This window comes from Streptomyces sp. NK08204 (assembly GCF_020400585.1).
Classification (GTDB): domain Bacteria; phylum Actinomycetota; class Actinomycetes; order Streptomycetales; family Streptomycetaceae; genus Streptomyces.
The window spans coordinates 362,529-377,177 of sequence record NZ_JAINVF010000003.1 but is presented as its reverse complement, the minus strand read 5'-3'; the positions used below and the strand labels follow the sequence as shown (position 1 = coordinate 377,177).

General features: G+C 71.0%; 11 protein-coding genes and 1 tRNA gene. 5 read left to right on the top strand and 7 right to left on the bottom strand.

All coding sequences use genetic code 11. The annotated features are described in order from the left end of the window. Window positions 1-6 precede the first annotated feature (6 nt). The 4 genes from K7G59_RS07480 to K7G59_RS07465 are packed head-to-tail and all read left to right on the top strand — an operon-like array spanning window position 7 to window position 4,440. Window positions 7-936 carry a branched-chain amino acid ABC transporter permease gene (locus K7G59_RS07480; RefSeq protein WP_225831364.1) on the top strand — a complete coding sequence of 310 codons (930 nt, stop codon included), beginning with the start codon at window positions 7-9 and terminating at the stop codon, window positions 934-936. Window positions 937-941: 5 nt separating this feature from the next. After that, on the top strand, window positions 942-2,768 hold the full coding sequence (locus K7G59_RS07475) for a branched-chain amino acid ABC transporter permease (protein WP_225831361.1): 1,827 nt from the start codon (window positions 942-944) through the stop codon (window positions 2,766-2,768). A gap of 5 nt (window positions 2,769-2,773) precedes the next feature. Further along, window positions 2,774-3,727: an ABC transporter ATP-binding protein gene (locus K7G59_RS07470; RefSeq protein WP_225831359.1), complete on the top strand. Its 954-nt coding sequence runs from the start codon at window positions 2,774-2,776 to the stop codon at window positions 3,725-3,727. Beyond that, entirely contained in the window at window positions 3,724-4,440 is a 717-nt protein-coding gene (locus K7G59_RS07465) for an ABC transporter ATP-binding protein (protein WP_225831357.1), read from the top strand. The genes K7G59_RS07470 and K7G59_RS07465 overlap by 4 nt, the downstream gene beginning before the upstream one ends. 84 nt (window positions 4,441-4,524) lie before the next feature. On the opposite strand, the gene K7G59_RS07460 is transcribed toward K7G59_RS07465, so the two are convergent. After that, a complete protein-coding gene (locus K7G59_RS07460; protein WP_225831354.1) occupies window positions 4,525-5,184 on the bottom strand; it encodes an ANTAR domain-containing response regulator in 660 nt (219 codons plus the stop codon). Window positions 5,185-5,277: 93 nt separating this feature from the next. Here K7G59_RS07460 and K7G59_RS07455 point away from each other — a divergent pair. Next, window positions 5,278-5,361, top strand: a tRNA-Leu gene (locus tag K7G59_RS07455). A gap of 128 nt (window positions 5,362-5,489) precedes the next feature. Here the strand turns inward: K7G59_RS07455 and pyk are convergent. The 6 genes from pyk to K7G59_RS07425 form a co-directional block, all read right to left on the bottom strand. Continuing rightward, window positions 5,490-6,926, bottom strand: coding sequence for a pyruvate kinase (gene pyk / locus K7G59_RS07450; RefSeq protein WP_225831352.1), 1,437 nt, complete (start codon window positions 6,924-6,926; stop codon window positions 5,490-5,492). Between the two features lie 111 nt (window positions 6,927-7,037). Further along, a complete protein-coding gene (locus K7G59_RS07445) occupies window positions 7,038-8,501 on the bottom strand; it encodes a lysine N(6)-hydroxylase/L-ornithine N(5)-oxygenase family protein (RefSeq protein WP_225831350.1) in 1,464 nt (487 codons plus the stop codon). Continuing rightward, the gene (locus tag K7G59_RS07440; RefSeq protein ID WP_225831348.1) at window positions 8,498-9,868 is read right to left on the bottom strand and encodes an aminotransferase class V-fold PLP-dependent enzyme; all 1,371 of its coding nucleotides are present in this window, start codon (window positions 9,866-9,868) and stop codon (window positions 8,498-8,500) included. The genes K7G59_RS07445 and K7G59_RS07440 overlap by 4 nt, the downstream gene beginning before the upstream one ends. Before the next feature lie 884 nt (window positions 9,869-10,752). After that, window positions 10,753-13,233, bottom strand: coding sequence for an aminopeptidase N (gene pepN / locus K7G59_RS07435; protein WP_225831346.1), 2,481 nt, complete (start codon window positions 13,231-13,233; stop codon window positions 10,753-10,755). 140 nt (window positions 13,234-13,373) lie between these two features. Continuing rightward, window positions 13,374-13,724: a chorismate mutase gene (locus K7G59_RS07430; RefSeq protein WP_225831344.1), complete on the bottom strand. Its 351-nt coding sequence runs from the start codon at window positions 13,722-13,724 to the stop codon at window positions 13,374-13,376. 34 nt (window positions 13,725-13,758) lie between these two features. Continuing rightward, entirely contained in the window at window positions 13,759-14,649 is an 891-nt protein-coding gene (locus K7G59_RS07425) for an AraC family transcriptional regulator (protein WP_225831342.1), read from the bottom strand.

The window sequence follows — 14,649 nt, the reverse complement described above, 5'->3', positions numbered from 1 at the left end:
CATGCGGTGAACGAACTGCCGCAGCAGCTGGTCAACGGCCTGCTACTGGGATCCATGTACGGGCTGGTCGCCATCGGCTACACGATGGTCTATGGCATCGTCCAGCTCATCAACTTCGCCCACGGCGAGATATTCATGACGGGAGCCTTCGGCGCTCTCACGGTCTGGCTCTGGCTTCCCGGCGGCACGACGATGTGGATCGCGCTGCCCCTGATGATCATCGGGGCCATCATCGTCGCGGTGGCCATCGCCGTCGGAGCGGAACGATTCGCCTACCGCCCCCTGCGCACCGCCCCACGTCTCGCGCCCCTCATCACCGCCATCGGCCTCTCCCTCGCCCTGCAGCAGGCCGTGTGGGCCTGGTACCCGCAGGCGAAGTCCGCGCGCACCTTCCCGCAGATCGACGGCGGTCCCTTCGAGATCGGCAACGTCACCATCCAGACCGGTGACATCTTCCTCGTGGCCGCGGCCCCGATCAGCATGGCGATCCTCGCCTACTTCGTGACGAAGACCCGCACCGGGCGCGGCATGCAGGCAACCGCCCAGGACCCGGACACCGCCAAGCTGATGGGCGTCAACACCGACCGCATCATCGTGATCGCGTTCGCCCTCGGCGCCGCGTTCGCCGCGGTCGGAGCCGTGGCCTACGGCCTGAAGTACGGCGAGATCAACTTCCGTATGGGCTTCATCCTCGGTCTGAAGGCGTTCACGGCGGCCGTCCTCGGCGGCATCGGCAACATCTACGGAGCCATGATCGGCGGCGTCGTCCTCGGTGTCGCGGAGACCCTCGCGACCGCCTACATCGCCGACATCCCGGGCATGGACAAGTTCGGCAGCCAGTCCTGGGCCGACGTCTGGGCCTTCGTACTCCTCATCCTCGTACTGCTGTTCAGGCCACAGGGTCTGCTCGGCGAGCGCGTCGCGGACAGGGCGTGAGACCGATGACCACACAGACCACCGCATCCGACACCCCGAGCACCCCCGCCGCGGGCACACCCTCCGGCCTGATCGCCCTGCCGGAAAAGGCCGGACGCGCACTCGCCACCGGCGGCGGCGTGCTGACGATCATCTCCACGTTCCTCGCCTGGACCTGGACCGCCGACTTCCCCGGCGACCTCACCGTCTACGGCTACCCGGGCGGCCTGCAGGTTCTGGTGCTCATCGGCGGCATCCTGACCACACTGCTGTGCCTTGCCTCGTACGACATCCGGGGCCTGCGCTGGCTCGTGCCGGCCGGCGCGGACGTGGCCATCAAGTTCGCCGCGCTCGCCACCTTCGCCACCAGCTGGTACACGATCATCGCGATCAGCGACAAGCTCGGCGGGCTCGTCAACCTCGAACCCGGCGGCTTCGTCGTCGCCGTGGGCAGCCTCGCCGCCTTCGTCGGTGCCCTGGCCCTGCCCTTCCAGCGACCCGAGCCGGATCCGATCGACCCCGAGGACACCGGCTGGGAGCAGTTCAAGCACGCCCGCGCCCAGCAGTGGGAGACGGTCAAGGCAGCCTTCAGCGCCGGTTCCCCGCGGCCCGTGCCCAAACTGCCCGCGTACGCCGAGATCCTGGTCATCGTCGCGATCCTCGCGCTCGGCCTGACCGTCTTCACCTACGGCATCGGCACCGAGTACGACGAACTGTTCATCGGCTTCCTGATCACTGCGGGCTTCAGCTTCGCCGCCCTGAACAAGGCCGGTCTGGTCGCCCAAGCCTCGGAGATCACGTCCCGGCACCAGACCATCACCATCTTCGGCGCGTTCATCGCCGCGGCACTGTTCCCCTTCACGCAGACCTCCGACCAGTACGCGACGCTCGGGGTCTACATCCTGATCTTCGCCACGGTCGCGCTCGGCCTGAACATCGTCGTCGGCCGCGCGGGCCTGCTCGACCTCGGCTACGTCGCCTTCCTCGGCGTCGGCGCCTACGCCGCAGGTCTGGTCTCGGGCTCCCCCAGCTCGCCGTTCGACGTGCACTTCCCGTTCTGGGCCGCCGCCCTGGTCGGCGCCGCCGCCTCGCTCGTCTTCGGCGTCCTCATCGGCGCCCCGACGCTGCGCCTGCGCGGCGACTACCTCGCCATCGTCACGCTCGGCTTCGGTGAGATCTTCCGGATCACCGTCAACAACCTCGACGGCACCTCCGGCCCCGATGTCACCAACGGATCCAACGGCGTCTCGTCCATCCCGAACCTCGACATCGGCGGATTCGACTTCGGCGTCCAGCACGACATCGCCGGTTTCACCATCGGCCGGTTCGCCAACTACTTCCTGCTGATGCTGCTCATCACGGCCGTCGTCGTGGTCGTCTTCCGGCGCAGCGGCGACTCCCGCATCGGCCGCGCCTGGGTGGCCATCCGCGAGGACGAGACCGCCGCGCTCGCGATGGGCATCAACGGCTTCCGGGTCAAGCTCGTCGCCTTCGCCGTCGGCGCCTCCCTCGCCGGTCTCGCCGGCACCGTGCAGGCCCACGTCACCTACACCGTGACACCGGAGCAGTACCAGTTCGCCGGCGCCATCCCGCCCAACTCCGCCTTCCTGCTGGCCGCGGTCGTCCTCGGCGGCATGGGCACCATCAGCGGACCGCTCATCGGCGCGGCCCTGCTGTACCTGATCCCCAACAAGCTCCAGTTCCTCGGCGACTACCAGCTCTTCGCCTTCGGTGTCGCACTCATCCTGCTGATGCGTTTCCGTCCCGAGGGCCTCATCCCCAACCGGCGCCGCCAGCTCGAGTTCCACGAAGACGCGGAAGCGCCCGCCGTCCTCACCAAGGCAGGGGCCTGACCAAGATGACCACCGACACCACCACGAAGGACACCGCCCCCGACGCAGCCGCGCCCGGCGAGACCGTCCTCGACGCCCGCGGCGTGACGATGCGCTTCGGCGGTCTCACCGCCGTCCGCGGCGTCGACCTCACCGTCAACGCCGGCGAGATCGTCGGCCTCATCGGTCCCAACGGCGCCGGTAAGACCACCTTCTTCAACTGCCTCACCGGCCTGTACGTCCCCACCGAGGGCGAGGTCCGCTACAAGGGCAACGTCCTGCCGCCCAAGTCCTTCAAGGTCACCGAGGCAGGCATCGCCCGCACCTTCCAGAACATCCGTCTGTTCGCCAACATGACGGTCCTGGAGAACGTGCTCGTCGGCCGCCACACCCGGACCAAGGAGGGCTTCTGGTCGGCCGTGCTGCGCGGTCCCGGATTCCACCGCGCCGAGAAGGCCTCGCGCGAACGGGCCATGGAACTCCTGGAGTTCGTCGGCCTGGAGCACAAGGCCGAGCACCTGGCCCGCAACCTGCCCTACGGTGAGCAGCGCAAGCTGGAGATCGCGCGCGCCCTCGCCAGCGAGCCCGGGCTGCTGCTGCTGGACGAGCCGACCGCCGGCATGAACCCGCAGGAGACCCGGACCACCGAGGAACTGGTCTTCGCCATCCGGGACAAGGGCATCGCCATCCTCGTCATCGAGCACGACATGCGGTTCATCTTCAATCTGTGCGACCGCGTCGCCGTGCTCGTGCAGGGCCAGAAGCTCGTCGAGGGCGACAGCGCGACCGTGCAGGGCGACGAGCGGGTCGTCGCCGCCTACCTCGGCGAGCCCTTCGAGAACGCCCCCGGCGCCGAGGAGGTCGCCGAGGTCGAGGCCGCCGAGGCCCACGCCGAGGCGGAAGCTGAAGCCGAAGCGGAGGCCGAAGCGGAGGCAGAGACCACCACGGATGCCGCGCCCGGCGAGGAGAACGACCGATGACCGCACTGCTCGAAGTAGAGGACCTGAGGGTCGCCTACGGCAAGATCGAGGCCGTCAAGGGCATCTCCTTCAAGGTCGAGGCCGGCCAGGTGGTCACCCTGATCGGCACCAACGGCGCCGGCAAGACCACGACCCTGCGCACGCTGTCCGGACTGCTCAAGCCGGTCGGCGGGCAGATCCGGTTCAACGGCAAGTCGCTGAAGAAGGTCCCGGCCCATCAGGTCGTCTCGCTGGGACTCGCCCACTCCCCCGAGGGGCGGCACATCTTCCCGCGCATGACCATCGAGGACAACCTGCGCCTCGGTGCGTTCCTGCGCAGCGACAAGCAGGGCATCGAGAAGGACATCCAGCGCGCCTACGACCTCTTCCCGATCCTCGGGGAGCGCAGGAAGCAGGCCGCGGGCACCCTCTCCGGCGGTGAGCAGCAGATGCTCGCGATGGGCAGGGCGCTGATGTCCCAGCCGAAGCTGCTGATGCTGGACGAGCCGTCCATGGGCCTGTCGCCGATCATGATGCAGAAGATCATGGCGACGATCGCCGAGCTGAAGGCCCAGGGCACCACGATCCTGCTGGTCGAGCAGAACGCCCAGGCCGCGCTCTCGCTCGCCGACCAGGGGCACGTCATGGAGGTCGGCTCCATCGTGCTCTCCGGCACCGGCCAGGACCTGTTGCACGACGAGTCCGTGCGCAAGGCGTACCTCGGCGAGGACTGATCGCCGTACGGCCGAGGCCCGCGCCCTCTTCTCCGGGGCGCGGGCCTCTTCATGTCCGCTCGGCGGTACGGCCGTGGGGCGGGCTCAGCTCTTCTTGGCCGCCTTCTTCTCCTCGCTGTCCGCGATGACCGCCTCGGCGACCTGCTGCATCGACATGCGGCGGTCCATGGAGGTCTTCTGGATCCAGCGGAAGGCGGCCGGTTCGGTCAGCCCGTACTCGGTCTGGAGGACGGACTTGGCGCGGTCGACCAGCTTGCGGGTCTCCAGCCGCTGGCTGAGGTCGGCGACCTCCTGCTCCAGCTGCTTCAGCTCGGCGAACCGGGAGACGGCCATCTCGATCGCCGGGACGACGTCGCTCTTGCTGAACGGCTTGACCAGGTACGCCATCGCGCCGGCGTCACGGGCGCGCTCCACGAGGTCGCGCTGCGAGAAGGCGGTCAGCATCAGGACCGGGGCGATGGACTCCTCGGCGATCTTCTCGGCCGCGGAGATGCCGTCCAGCTTGGGCATCTTCACATCGAGGATGACCAGGTCGGGCCTGTGCTCGCGGGCCAGCTCGACGGCCTGCTCGCCGTCCCCGGCCTCGCCGACGACGGTGTACCCCTCCTCCTCCAGCATCTCTTTCAGGTCGAGCCGGATCAGGGCCTCGTCCTCGGCGATGACGACGCGGGTCGTCAGCGGCGGCACGTGCGACTTGTCGTCATCGGGCACGTCTACGGGCTGGGGCGACTCGGGGGCAGTCACTGAGGCTCCTCGTTCAGGCAGGGGTCTGCTGACAAGAGCCTACCTAGCTGCGCTTCCCAGCGGTGACCCGGTACACTCCTCCAGGGTTACCGAGCCGGGTTGGCGCAACTGGTTGACGCGGAGGTCTCAAACACCTCTGTCCGCAAGGACGTGTGGGTTCGAATCCCATACCCGGCACCCGTAAGCGGAGTATCACGTTCGCGTGATCTTGCGCTTTCACTGCATACGCGCGGCCACGATCGACAGCACCGAGGGGTCGCAGGGAACGGCACATCCCGATCCGTCCCTGACCCCTGTCGGCCACGTCACCTGGGGCTGTCGTCCTCGCCGATGTGGTGGACACGGACCATGTTGGTCGAGCCCGAGACACCGGGCGGGGAGCCCGCGGTGATGACGACGACGTCGCCCTTCTCGCAGCGGCCGTATTTCAGCAGCAGCTCGTCCACCTGGGCGACCATGGCGTCGGTGGAGTCGACGTGCGGGCCCAGGAAGGTCTCCGCGCCCCAGGTGAGGCTGAGCTGGGAGCGGGTGGCCGGCTCCGGGGTGAAGGCCAGCAGCGGAATGGGCGAGCGGTAGCGCGACAGCCGGCGTGCGGTGTCGCCGGACTGGGTGAATGCCACGAGGAACTTCGCCCCGAGGAAGTCGCCCATCTCGGCGGCGGCCCGCGCGACGGCGCCGCCCTGGGTGCGCGGCTTGTTCCGCTCGGTCAGCGGGGGCAGGCCGGCCGCGAGCATGCCTTCCTCGGCCGCTTCGACGATCCGCGCCATGGTCTGCACGGTCTCGACCGGGTACTTGCCGACGCTGGTCTCGCCGGAGAGCATCACCGCGTCCGTGCCGTCGAGGACGGCGTTGGCCACGTCGGAGGCCTCGGCGCGGGTCGGGCGGGAGTTCTCGATCATCGAGTCCAGCATCTGCGTGGCCACGATGACCGGCTTGGCGTTGCGCTTGGCGAGCTTGACCGCCCGCTTCTGGACGATCGGCACCTCCTCCAGCGGCATTTCCACGCCCAGGTCGCCACGCGCGACCATCAGGCCGTCGAAGGCGGCCACGATGCCGTCGAGGTCCTCCACGGCCTGCGGCTTCTCGACCTTGGCGATGACCGGGAGGCGGCGGCCCTCCTCGTCCATGATGCGGTGCACGTCCTCGACGTCCTTGCCGCTGCGGACGAAGGAGAGCGCGACGACGTCGAAGCCCGTGCGCAGCGCCCAGCGCAGGTCGTCCTCGTCCTTCTCGGACAGGGCGGGGACGGAGACGGCGACGCCGGGGAGGTTCAGGCCCTTGTGGTCGGAGATCACGCCGCCCTCGACGACCCGGGTGCGGACCCGGGGGCCGTCGACGGCGGTGACCTCCAGGCAGACCTTGCCGTCGTCCACGAGGACGCGTTCACCGGGAGCGACGTCGGCGGCGAGGCCGGCGTAGGTGGTGCCGCACTGATGGCGGTCGCCCTCGACGCCCTCCTCCACGGTGATGGTGAAGGTGTCGCCGCGTTCAAGGAATACGGGTCCTTCACCGAAGCGGCCGAGCCGGATCTTCGGACCTTGAAGGTCCGCGAGAATTCCGACGCTGCGGCCGGTTTCGTCGGCCGCCTTCCGCACCCGCCGGTAACGCTCCTCGTGGTCTGCCTGACTGCCGTGGCTGAGGTTGAAACGGGCCACGTCCATTCCGGCTTCGACCAATGCCTTGATCTGGTCGTACGAGTCGGTGGCGGGCCCCAGAGTACAAACGATCTTCGCTCGGCGCATGACTTCGAGCCTATTCCTTACCGACCGGTAGAGAATTGGCCCTGTATGACTATTCAACACACGTTGAGCAAAGAGTTATTGACAAGTGTTGAATTGTGCGATGGTCCGCTCCTATGAGCGATGCTTTTCGGTCGCGGTGTTCCGGCCGTCGGTGTTCCGGGTGTCGGTGTTCCGGGCGCCGTCCACGAGGGGGGTCAGCTGCCTGGGCTGCGGCACGCGTCCGGGTCGTTCCTGAAGTCCGAACGTGGTGAAAGCGGTCCGGTCCGGAAGCGGATACGGCTCCTTTCCCGTGAGTGAGTTGAGGATGGCGGCGCTGCGCCAGGCGGCGAGGCCCAGGTCGGGGGCGCCGACGCCGTGGGTGTGCAGTTCGGCGTTCTGGACGCGGACCGAGCCGGTGACCGTGGGGTCGAGGACGAGCCGGAACTCCTCGTCGATGCGCGGGCGTCCGCTGTCGTCGTGGCGCATGTAGGGCTCGAGTCCGGCGAGCATGCGGCCGAGGGGGCGCTCGCGGTAGCCGGTGGCGAGGACGACCGCGTCGGTGGTGAGGCGGGAGCGGCTGCCCTGCTGGATGTGTTCCAGGTGGAGCTCGACCCTGGTGGTGGCGACACGGCCCGCCGTACGGACGCACACACCCGGCGTGAGGACGGCGTCCGGCCAGTCGCCGTGCACGGTGCGCCGGTACAGCTCGTCGTGGATGGCGGCGAGCGTCTCCGCGTCGATGCCCTTGTGCAGCTGCCACTGCGCGGCGACGAGCCGGTCGCGGACGGGCTCGTCGAGGGCGTGGAAGTAGCGGGTGTAGTCGGGGGTGAAGTGCTCCAGGCCGAGCTTGGAGTACTCCATCGGCGAGAACGCCTCGGTGCGGCCGATCCAGTGGAGTTGCTCGCGCCCGGCGGGGCGGTGGCGCAGCAGATCGAGGAAGACCTCCGCGCCGGACTGTCCGGAGCCGACGACGGTCACGTGCCCGGCGGCCAGGAGGGCCTCCCGGTGGTCGAGGTAGTCGGCGGCATGGACGACGGGCACGCCCGGGGCGTCCGCCAGCGGCCTGAGCGGGTCGGGCACATGGGGTGCGGTGCCGACGCCGAGGACGACGTTCCGGGTGTACGTGCGGCCGAGGGACTCCGCCTCGCCGTCGGCGCCGAGATGGGTGAAGTCGACCTCGAACACCTCCCGTTCGGGGTTCCAGCGCACCGCGTCGACCTGGTGGCCGAAGCGCAGCCCGGGCAGGCTGTCGGCGACCCAGCGGCAGTAGGCGTCGTACTCGGCGCGCTGGATGCGGAAGCGCTCGGCGAAGTAGAAGGGGAAGAGCCGCCCGTGGGCCTTGAGGTAGTTGAGGAAGCTCCACCGGCTGGTGGGATCGGCGAGGGTCACCAGGTCGGCGAGGAAGGGCACCTGGAGGATGGCGCCCTCGATGAGCAGGCCGGGGTGCCAGTCGAAGCCGGGACGCTGTTCGTAGAAGACGGCGTCGAGTTCGGCGAGCGGGTGGGCGAGGGCGGCGAGGGAGAGGTTGCACGGCCCGATGCCGATGCCGACCAGGTCGCGCGGGGAATCGGGCTCATCGCGTGGGGGGAGGGTCATCCGAGGGTGCCTTCTCTTGTGAGTTCTGCGACGAGTTTCAGCAGGTGGGCCAGTTCGTCGGACTGGGTGCGGGGGTTGAGGAGGGTGGCCTTGAGCCAGAGGCGGCCCTCGAGGCGGGCCCGGCCGAGGACGGCGAGGCCCTCGTGCAGCAGCCTGCGGCGTACGGCGGCCACGGTGTCGTCGGCGGCGCCCGCGGGCCGGAACAGGACGGTGCTGATGACCGGCCGGTCGTACAGCTCGAAGGCGGGGTCGTCCTGCACGAGTGCGGCGAAGTCCCGGGCACGCGCGCAGACCTGGTCGACCAGGGCGGCCAGTCCGGAGCGGCCCAGGGTCTTCAGGGTCACCGCGACCTTGAGGACGTCGGGGCGGCGGGTGGTGCGCGCGGAGCGGCCGAGCAGGTCGGGCAGGCCGGCGTCGGTGTCGTCGTCGGCGTTCAGATAGTCGGCGCTCTGGTGGAGTACGGCGAGTTCGCGGGGGCGGGCGACGGCGAGCAGGCCGGCGGCGACCGGCTGCCAGCCGAGCTTGTGCAGGTCGAGGGTGACGGTGTCGGCGGCCTCGAGCCCGGCGAGCTTGCCGCGGTGCCGGTCGCTGAGGACGAGGCCTCCGCCATAGGCGGCGTCGATGTGCAGTCGGGTGCCGTGGGTGGCGCACAGGGCGGCGATCTCGGGCAGCGGGTCGATGAGCCCGGCGTCGGTGGTGCCGGCGGTGGCGGCGACGAGCAGCGGGCCGGAGAGCGCGGTGAGCGCATCGTCCAGCGCGGCCGGGTCGAGCGTGCCGTTCGGGGCGGGCACGACGACGGGCTCGGGCAGCCCGAGCAGCCAGGCGGCGCGGGGCAGCGAGTGGTGGGCGTTGGCCCCGCAGACCAGCCGGACGCTACCGCCGTGGGCCTCACGGGCGAGCAGCAGGGCGAGCTGGTTGGCCTCGGTGCCGCCGGTGGTGACCAGGGCGTCGGCGAGGCCGATCTCCAGGGCGAGGGCGCGGGTGACCTCGGCCTCCAGCACGGAGGCGGCCGGGGCCTGGTCCCAGGAGTCCAGCGACGGGTTGAGGGCGCTCACGGCGAGATCGGCGGCGGCGGCGACGGCGAGCGGCGGGCAGTGCAGATGGGCCGCGCACAGCGGGTCGGCGGGATCGGCGGCGCCCTCTGCGAGCGCGTGCACGAGGGCGCGCAGGGCGTCGGGGTCGCCCTCGTCCGGCAGTACGTCGCCGAGCGCGGCAACGACCCGGGCGGCGACGGCCTCGGGACCGCCGGCGGGCAGCGGACCACCGCGTGCCCTGCCGCCGGCCGCCAGCGCGCCGAGCACGGTGTCCAGGTACGGGCGCAGGGCGTCGGGGCCGTCGGGGCCCGAGGCGAGGGGCGGCATGCTCATGGGCTCTCCTCCGGGAGCACGGGTGACCACCGGCTTGTGCCGGAAGAGGGCCGTGCCTCCGGAGAGTCCAACGATCGCGACCCGGAAGGGGGTACTGCCGTACGGGGAAAACGCGTTGGACCGGTGCCCGGTGGTGGCTGGCGTCGCAGGATGGTTGACGCATGGATGATCGATGTGCCCGGGGACCGGGTGCTGGTGCTGGTGCTGGTGCTGGATCCGGCGGACGAGGGGCCGCTGCTGCGGTTGTTCGAGGAGCGCGCGGACTGGTTCGTGGCGGCGACGGGACGGCCTTCGGGGCCGGGCGACGTGCAGAGCCTGTTCTACGCGCTGTCGGAGGGTGCGCACCCCGAGGACAAGGTGCTCCGGGTGGTGGAGCGGGACGGCGCGGTCACGGGGCTGGTGGACGCCGTACGGAACCATCCGGAGCCCGGGGCGGTGGCGGTGGGTCTGTTCCTGCTGGCGCCCTGGGCGCGGGGCCGGGACCTCGGCCGGGCCGTGGCGGAGGCGCTGCCGGCCCGCGCCGAGGGCGTGTCGTCGGTGGCGGGGACGGTACCGCCCGGCTGGCGCCCGGGTGAGCGCTTCCTGGAACGGCTCGGCTTCACCCTGGACCCCCGGCCGCGGAGGTGTCCGGAACTGGCAGCCGGCGCACGGGACCACGCGAGGGAAGGCTGCGGCGAGCCGAACTACGGCCGTGAGGCCCAGCTCGGCTTCACCCTGGACCCCCGGCCGCGGGGTGTCCGGAACGGGCAGCCGGCGCACGGGACCACGCGAGGGGAGGCTACGGCGAGCCGAACGGCGGTGAGGCGGCCGGGCGGAGCGAGGCCCGGCCCGGCCGCCCCTCTGCACCGCCCCCCCTGGGTCACCCGTCCCTGCGTCACCCGTCCCTACGCCTGGCGCACCCGCAGCGCCCGCGCGAGGTCGTCCAGTTCGTCGACGAGCTTGCGGCGCAGCGCGGTGACCGGCTCGGCGTCGCGCAGGCAGGCCTCACCGAGGGCGAGGTGTTCGGCGTCCACGGTGTGACGCGGGAACGCCCAGCGGCCCGCGGCGACGGCGATGGCCGGGCCACGGCGGGCGGCGAGCGCGACCACGTCCTCGTAGTAGCGCGGCACGTACTGCCGTACCAGGTCGGCCTGTTCCGGCTGCCAGAAGCCCTGCGCGGTCGCCGTGAAGAGGTAGTTGGACAGGTCGTCGCGGCTGAACATGGCCTCCCAGGCCGCCGCCTTGGCCGCCGGGTCGGGCAGGGCGGCACGGCAGCGCGCGGCGCCCTCCTGGCCCGTGGCGGACGGGTCGCGTTCCAGTTCGGCGGCGATGGCGGCCTCGTCGGTGGCGCCGAGCACCGCGAGCCGGCCGAGGATGCGCCAGCGCAGCTCGGGGTCGAGTTCCGGTCCGCCGGGGACGGTGCCGTCGGCGAGCCAGGCTGCGATGGTGTCGGGGTGGGCGGCGACATCGATGAAGTGCCGTACGGCGATCAGGCGCAGGCCGGGGTTGTCGCCGTCCTCGGTGCGGCGCAGCAGGTCGCGGCAGAGCGCGGAGAGAGTGGCGAGGGCGGCCGGGCGGTCCTCCGGGGTGAGGTAGCGGTCGGCGATCTGGCCGGAGGCGAAGGCGAGGACGCCCTGGGCGAGTGCGAGGTCGGTCTCCAGCGGCAGGTGGGTGCGGGCCGTCTCCAGGTAGAGGGTGGGCGACAGTTCACCGTCGCGGACGGCGTCGCGCAGGGCGTTCCACACGACCGCGCGGTTGAGCGCACCGGGCAGCCCGGCCAGGCTGGTGCGGATGGCCTCGAAGGAGTCGGCGTCGAAGCGGACCTTGGCGTAGGTGAGGTCGCCGTCGTTGAGCAGGAGCAGCGCGGGGCGCTTGCCGATCGGCTGCGGGGCGGTCTGCGGGATGTCGAGTTCGACACGTTCACGCAGGATGAGGTGGCCCTCGTCGGCGACGTCGTGGTCGTACAGGCCGACGGTGACGCGGTGCGGGCGGCTGCCCGCGCGGTCGACGGTGAGCGTGCAGGTGCCGTCGGCGGAGGCGATCGCGGGGGTGAGCGTGTCGACGCCGCTGGTGCGCAGCCAGGCGTCGGCCCAGGCGTGCACGTCGCGTTCGGTGGCGGCGGCGAGGGAGTCCAGGAAGTCGGCGAGGGTCGCGTTGGCGAACCGGTGGCGCTTGAAGTGGATGTTGATGCCGGCGAGGAAGTCCTTCTCGCCGAGCCAGGCGACGAGCTGGCGCAGCGCGGAGGCGCCCTTGGCGTAGGAGATGCCGTCGAAGTTGAGCAGGGCGGAGGCCGTGTCGTCGACGGCGTCGGGGGCGACCGGGTGGGTGGAGGGGCGCTGGTCGGCGTCGTAGCCCCAGCCCTTGCGGGAGACGCCGAACTCGGTCCAGGGGCCGGTGAAGCGGGTGGCCTCGGCGGTGGTCTGGTAGCCCATGTACTCGGCGAAGGACTCGTTCAGCCAGATGTCGTCCCACCACTTGAGGGTGACGAGGTCGCCGAACCACATGTGGGCCATCTCGTGGGAGATGACCATCGCGCGTTCCTGCCGCTCGGTGTCGGTGACGGCGGAGCGGTAGACGAACTCGTCACGGAAGGTGACCAGGCCGGGGTTCTCCATGGCGCCGGCGTTGAACTCGGGGACGAAGGCCTGGTCGTAGGAGTCGAAGGGGTACGGCTCCTCGAACTTCTCGTGGTAGCGGTCGAAGCAGGCGCGTGTGATGTCGAGGATCTCGTCGGCGTCGGCGTCGAGGTGGGGCGCGAGGGAGCGGCGGCAGTGGATGCCGAAGGGCAGCCCGCGGTGCTCGGTGCGCACCGAGTGCCAGGGGCCGGCGGCGACGGCGACGAGGTAGGTGGAGAGCAGCGGGGTCGGGGCGGCCCGCCAGCGGCCGCCGCCGAGGTGCTCGGTGACGGTGTTGGCGAGCACGGTCCAGCCCTCGGGTGCCGTGACGGACAGCTCGAACACGGCCTTCAGATCGGGCTGGTCGAAGGCGGCGAAGACCCGCTGGACGTCGTCCAGGAACAGCTGTGTGTAGACGTACGTCTCGCCGTCGGCGGGGTCCGTGAACCGGTGCATGCCCTCGCCGGTCCGGGAGTAGGTCATGGCGGCGTCGACGCGCAGTTCGTGCTCGCCCGCGGCGAGGTTCTTCAACGGCAGCCGGCCGTCGTCCAGGGACTGCGGGTCCAGGGGCTCTCCGTCGAGCGAGACACTGCGCAGCTCGGCAGGCTTCAGTTCGACGAACGTGTCCCCGGCGGACCGGGCGGTGAACCGGATCGCCGTGCGGGAGTCGAAGGTCTCGTCCCCGGTGGTGAGGTCGAGTTCGACCGTGTAGCGGTGGACGTCGAGGAACTGTGCTCGGAGCTGCGCTTCGTCGCGCGTCAGTACGGACATACACGCCATGCTGCCTGATGGCACCGGCAGCGCACAGAGGCAGACCGGTACGCGGCATTTGTCCTGGCCGCGTCCGTACGTGTCCCGTTGCGGCCGGCCGCACGTGTCCCGGCCGGCCGCATGTCCCGCCCCGGCCCGGGTCAGTCGCTCGCCACGGACTGCCCGGTCGCGGTGTCCTCGGCGATGCGCTCGTGGTGCCGGATCACCTCGGCGATGATGAAGTTCAGGAACTTCTCGGCGAACGCCGGGTCGAGCTTGGCGTTCGCGGCGAGGTTGCGCAGCCGCTCGATCTGCCGGGCCTCGCGGGCCGGGTCGGCGGGCGGCAGATGGTGCAGTGCCTTGAGCCGGCCGACCTGCTGTGTGGCCTTGAACCGTTCGGCGAGCATGTGGACGACGGCCGCGTCGATGTTGTCGATGCTCTGGCGCAGCCGCTCCAGTTCCTGCTGGACCGCGGGGTCGACGTCACCGGTACCGGTGTTGCTGATGCTCATGGACGCCCACCCTAGGGGGTGGGCGCAGCGGTCCCTAGTACGCGTCAAGGGGTGAGACCGTCGGCGGATCGTCCGGATCCGGAATCCGGTCGCTCCAGCCGCCGGGGACGCTACGGCCTTGTTGTGCCCGGAAGCGGACGGGGGCGAGGCCGACGCGGCGGGTGAACAGGCGGGAGAAGTAGGCGGGGTCGTCGTAGCCGACGCGGCGGGCCACGGCGGCGACGGGCAGTTCGGTGGCGGCGAGGAGTTCCTTGGCCCGGCCGAGGCGGATGCCGAGCAGGTAGTCCTTGGGGCTGCACCCGGCGGCGCGGCGGACGGCAGAGCGCAGCTCGGCGGGCGTCATGCCGTGCACGCGCGCATGGTCGGCGACGCTCATGGGCTTGCAGGCGTCCCGGGCGAGCGCTTCGAGCACCTGGTTCCCGTCCGGGGCGAGGTCGGCGCGGGCGCGGCGCAGGGCGACGAGCAGTTCGTGCACGGCCGCGCCGGTCTCCACCTCCAGCAGCGGGTTGCCGCGGCGGGCGGCGCGGGCGATGCGGGCGACGACCGTGCGGGGTCCGGCGGCGTCGGAGAGCGGGACGACGGGCCGCTCGGGCTCGATGTAGCCGAGTTCGGTGTAGGTGGCGGTGGCGGGCCCGGCGAAGTCGACGAAGCCCTCGTCCCAGCCGGTGTCGGGGTCGGGCGCGTAGTGGTGCGGTGTGCCGGGGGTGAGCCACAGCAGGGCGGGCGCCGTGACGGTGGTACGGCGCCCGTCGGCACCCCGGTACCAGCCGCCGCCCGCGCTGATCACGACGGCCACGTGATGGTCCAGGGTGCGCGGGCCGACCGTGGGCAGCGCGCCGTGCTGGAGGCCGACGCCGAGACAGACCAGTCCGAGCCGGCGGTGGGCGGGGCCGGGGCTGAAGAACCGCATCCAGGTCTGGTACAT

Bases quoted from the DNA above. Each gene is read 5' to 3' on its own strand.
- K7G59_RS07425 (WP_225831342.1), bottom strand. From the start codon at position 14,649: ATGTACCAGACCTGGATGCGGTTCTTCAGCCCCGGCCCCGCCCACCGC.
- K7G59_RS07430 (WP_225831344.1), bottom strand. From the start codon at position 13,724: ATGAGCATCAGCAACACCGGTACCGGTGACGTCGACCCCGCGGTCCAG.
- K7G59_RS07445 (WP_225831350.1), bottom strand. From the start codon at position 8,501: ATGACCCTCCCCCCACGCGATGAGCCCGATTCCCCGCGCGACCTGGTC.
- pyk (WP_225831352.1), bottom strand. From the start codon at position 6,926: ATGCGCCGAGCGAAGATCGTTTGTACTCTGGGGCCCGCCACCGACTCG.
- K7G59_RS07475 (WP_225831361.1), top strand. From the start codon at position 942: ATGACCACACAGACCACCGCATCCGACACCCCGAGCACCCCCGCCGCG.
- K7G59_RS07465 (WP_225831357.1), top strand. From the start codon at position 3,724: ATGACCGCACTGCTCGAAGTAGAGGACCTGAGGGTCGCCTACGGCAAG.
- pepN (WP_225831346.1), bottom strand. From the start codon at position 13,233: ATGTCCGTACTGACGCGCGACGAAGCGCAGCTCCGAGCACAGTTCCTC.
- K7G59_RS07440 (WP_225831348.1), bottom strand. From the start codon at position 9,868: ATGAGCATGCCGCCCCTCGCCTCGGGCCCCGACGGCCCCGACGCCCTG.
- K7G59_RS07470 (WP_225831359.1), top strand. From the start codon at position 2,774: ATGACCACCGACACCACCACGAAGGACACCGCCCCCGACGCAGCCGCG.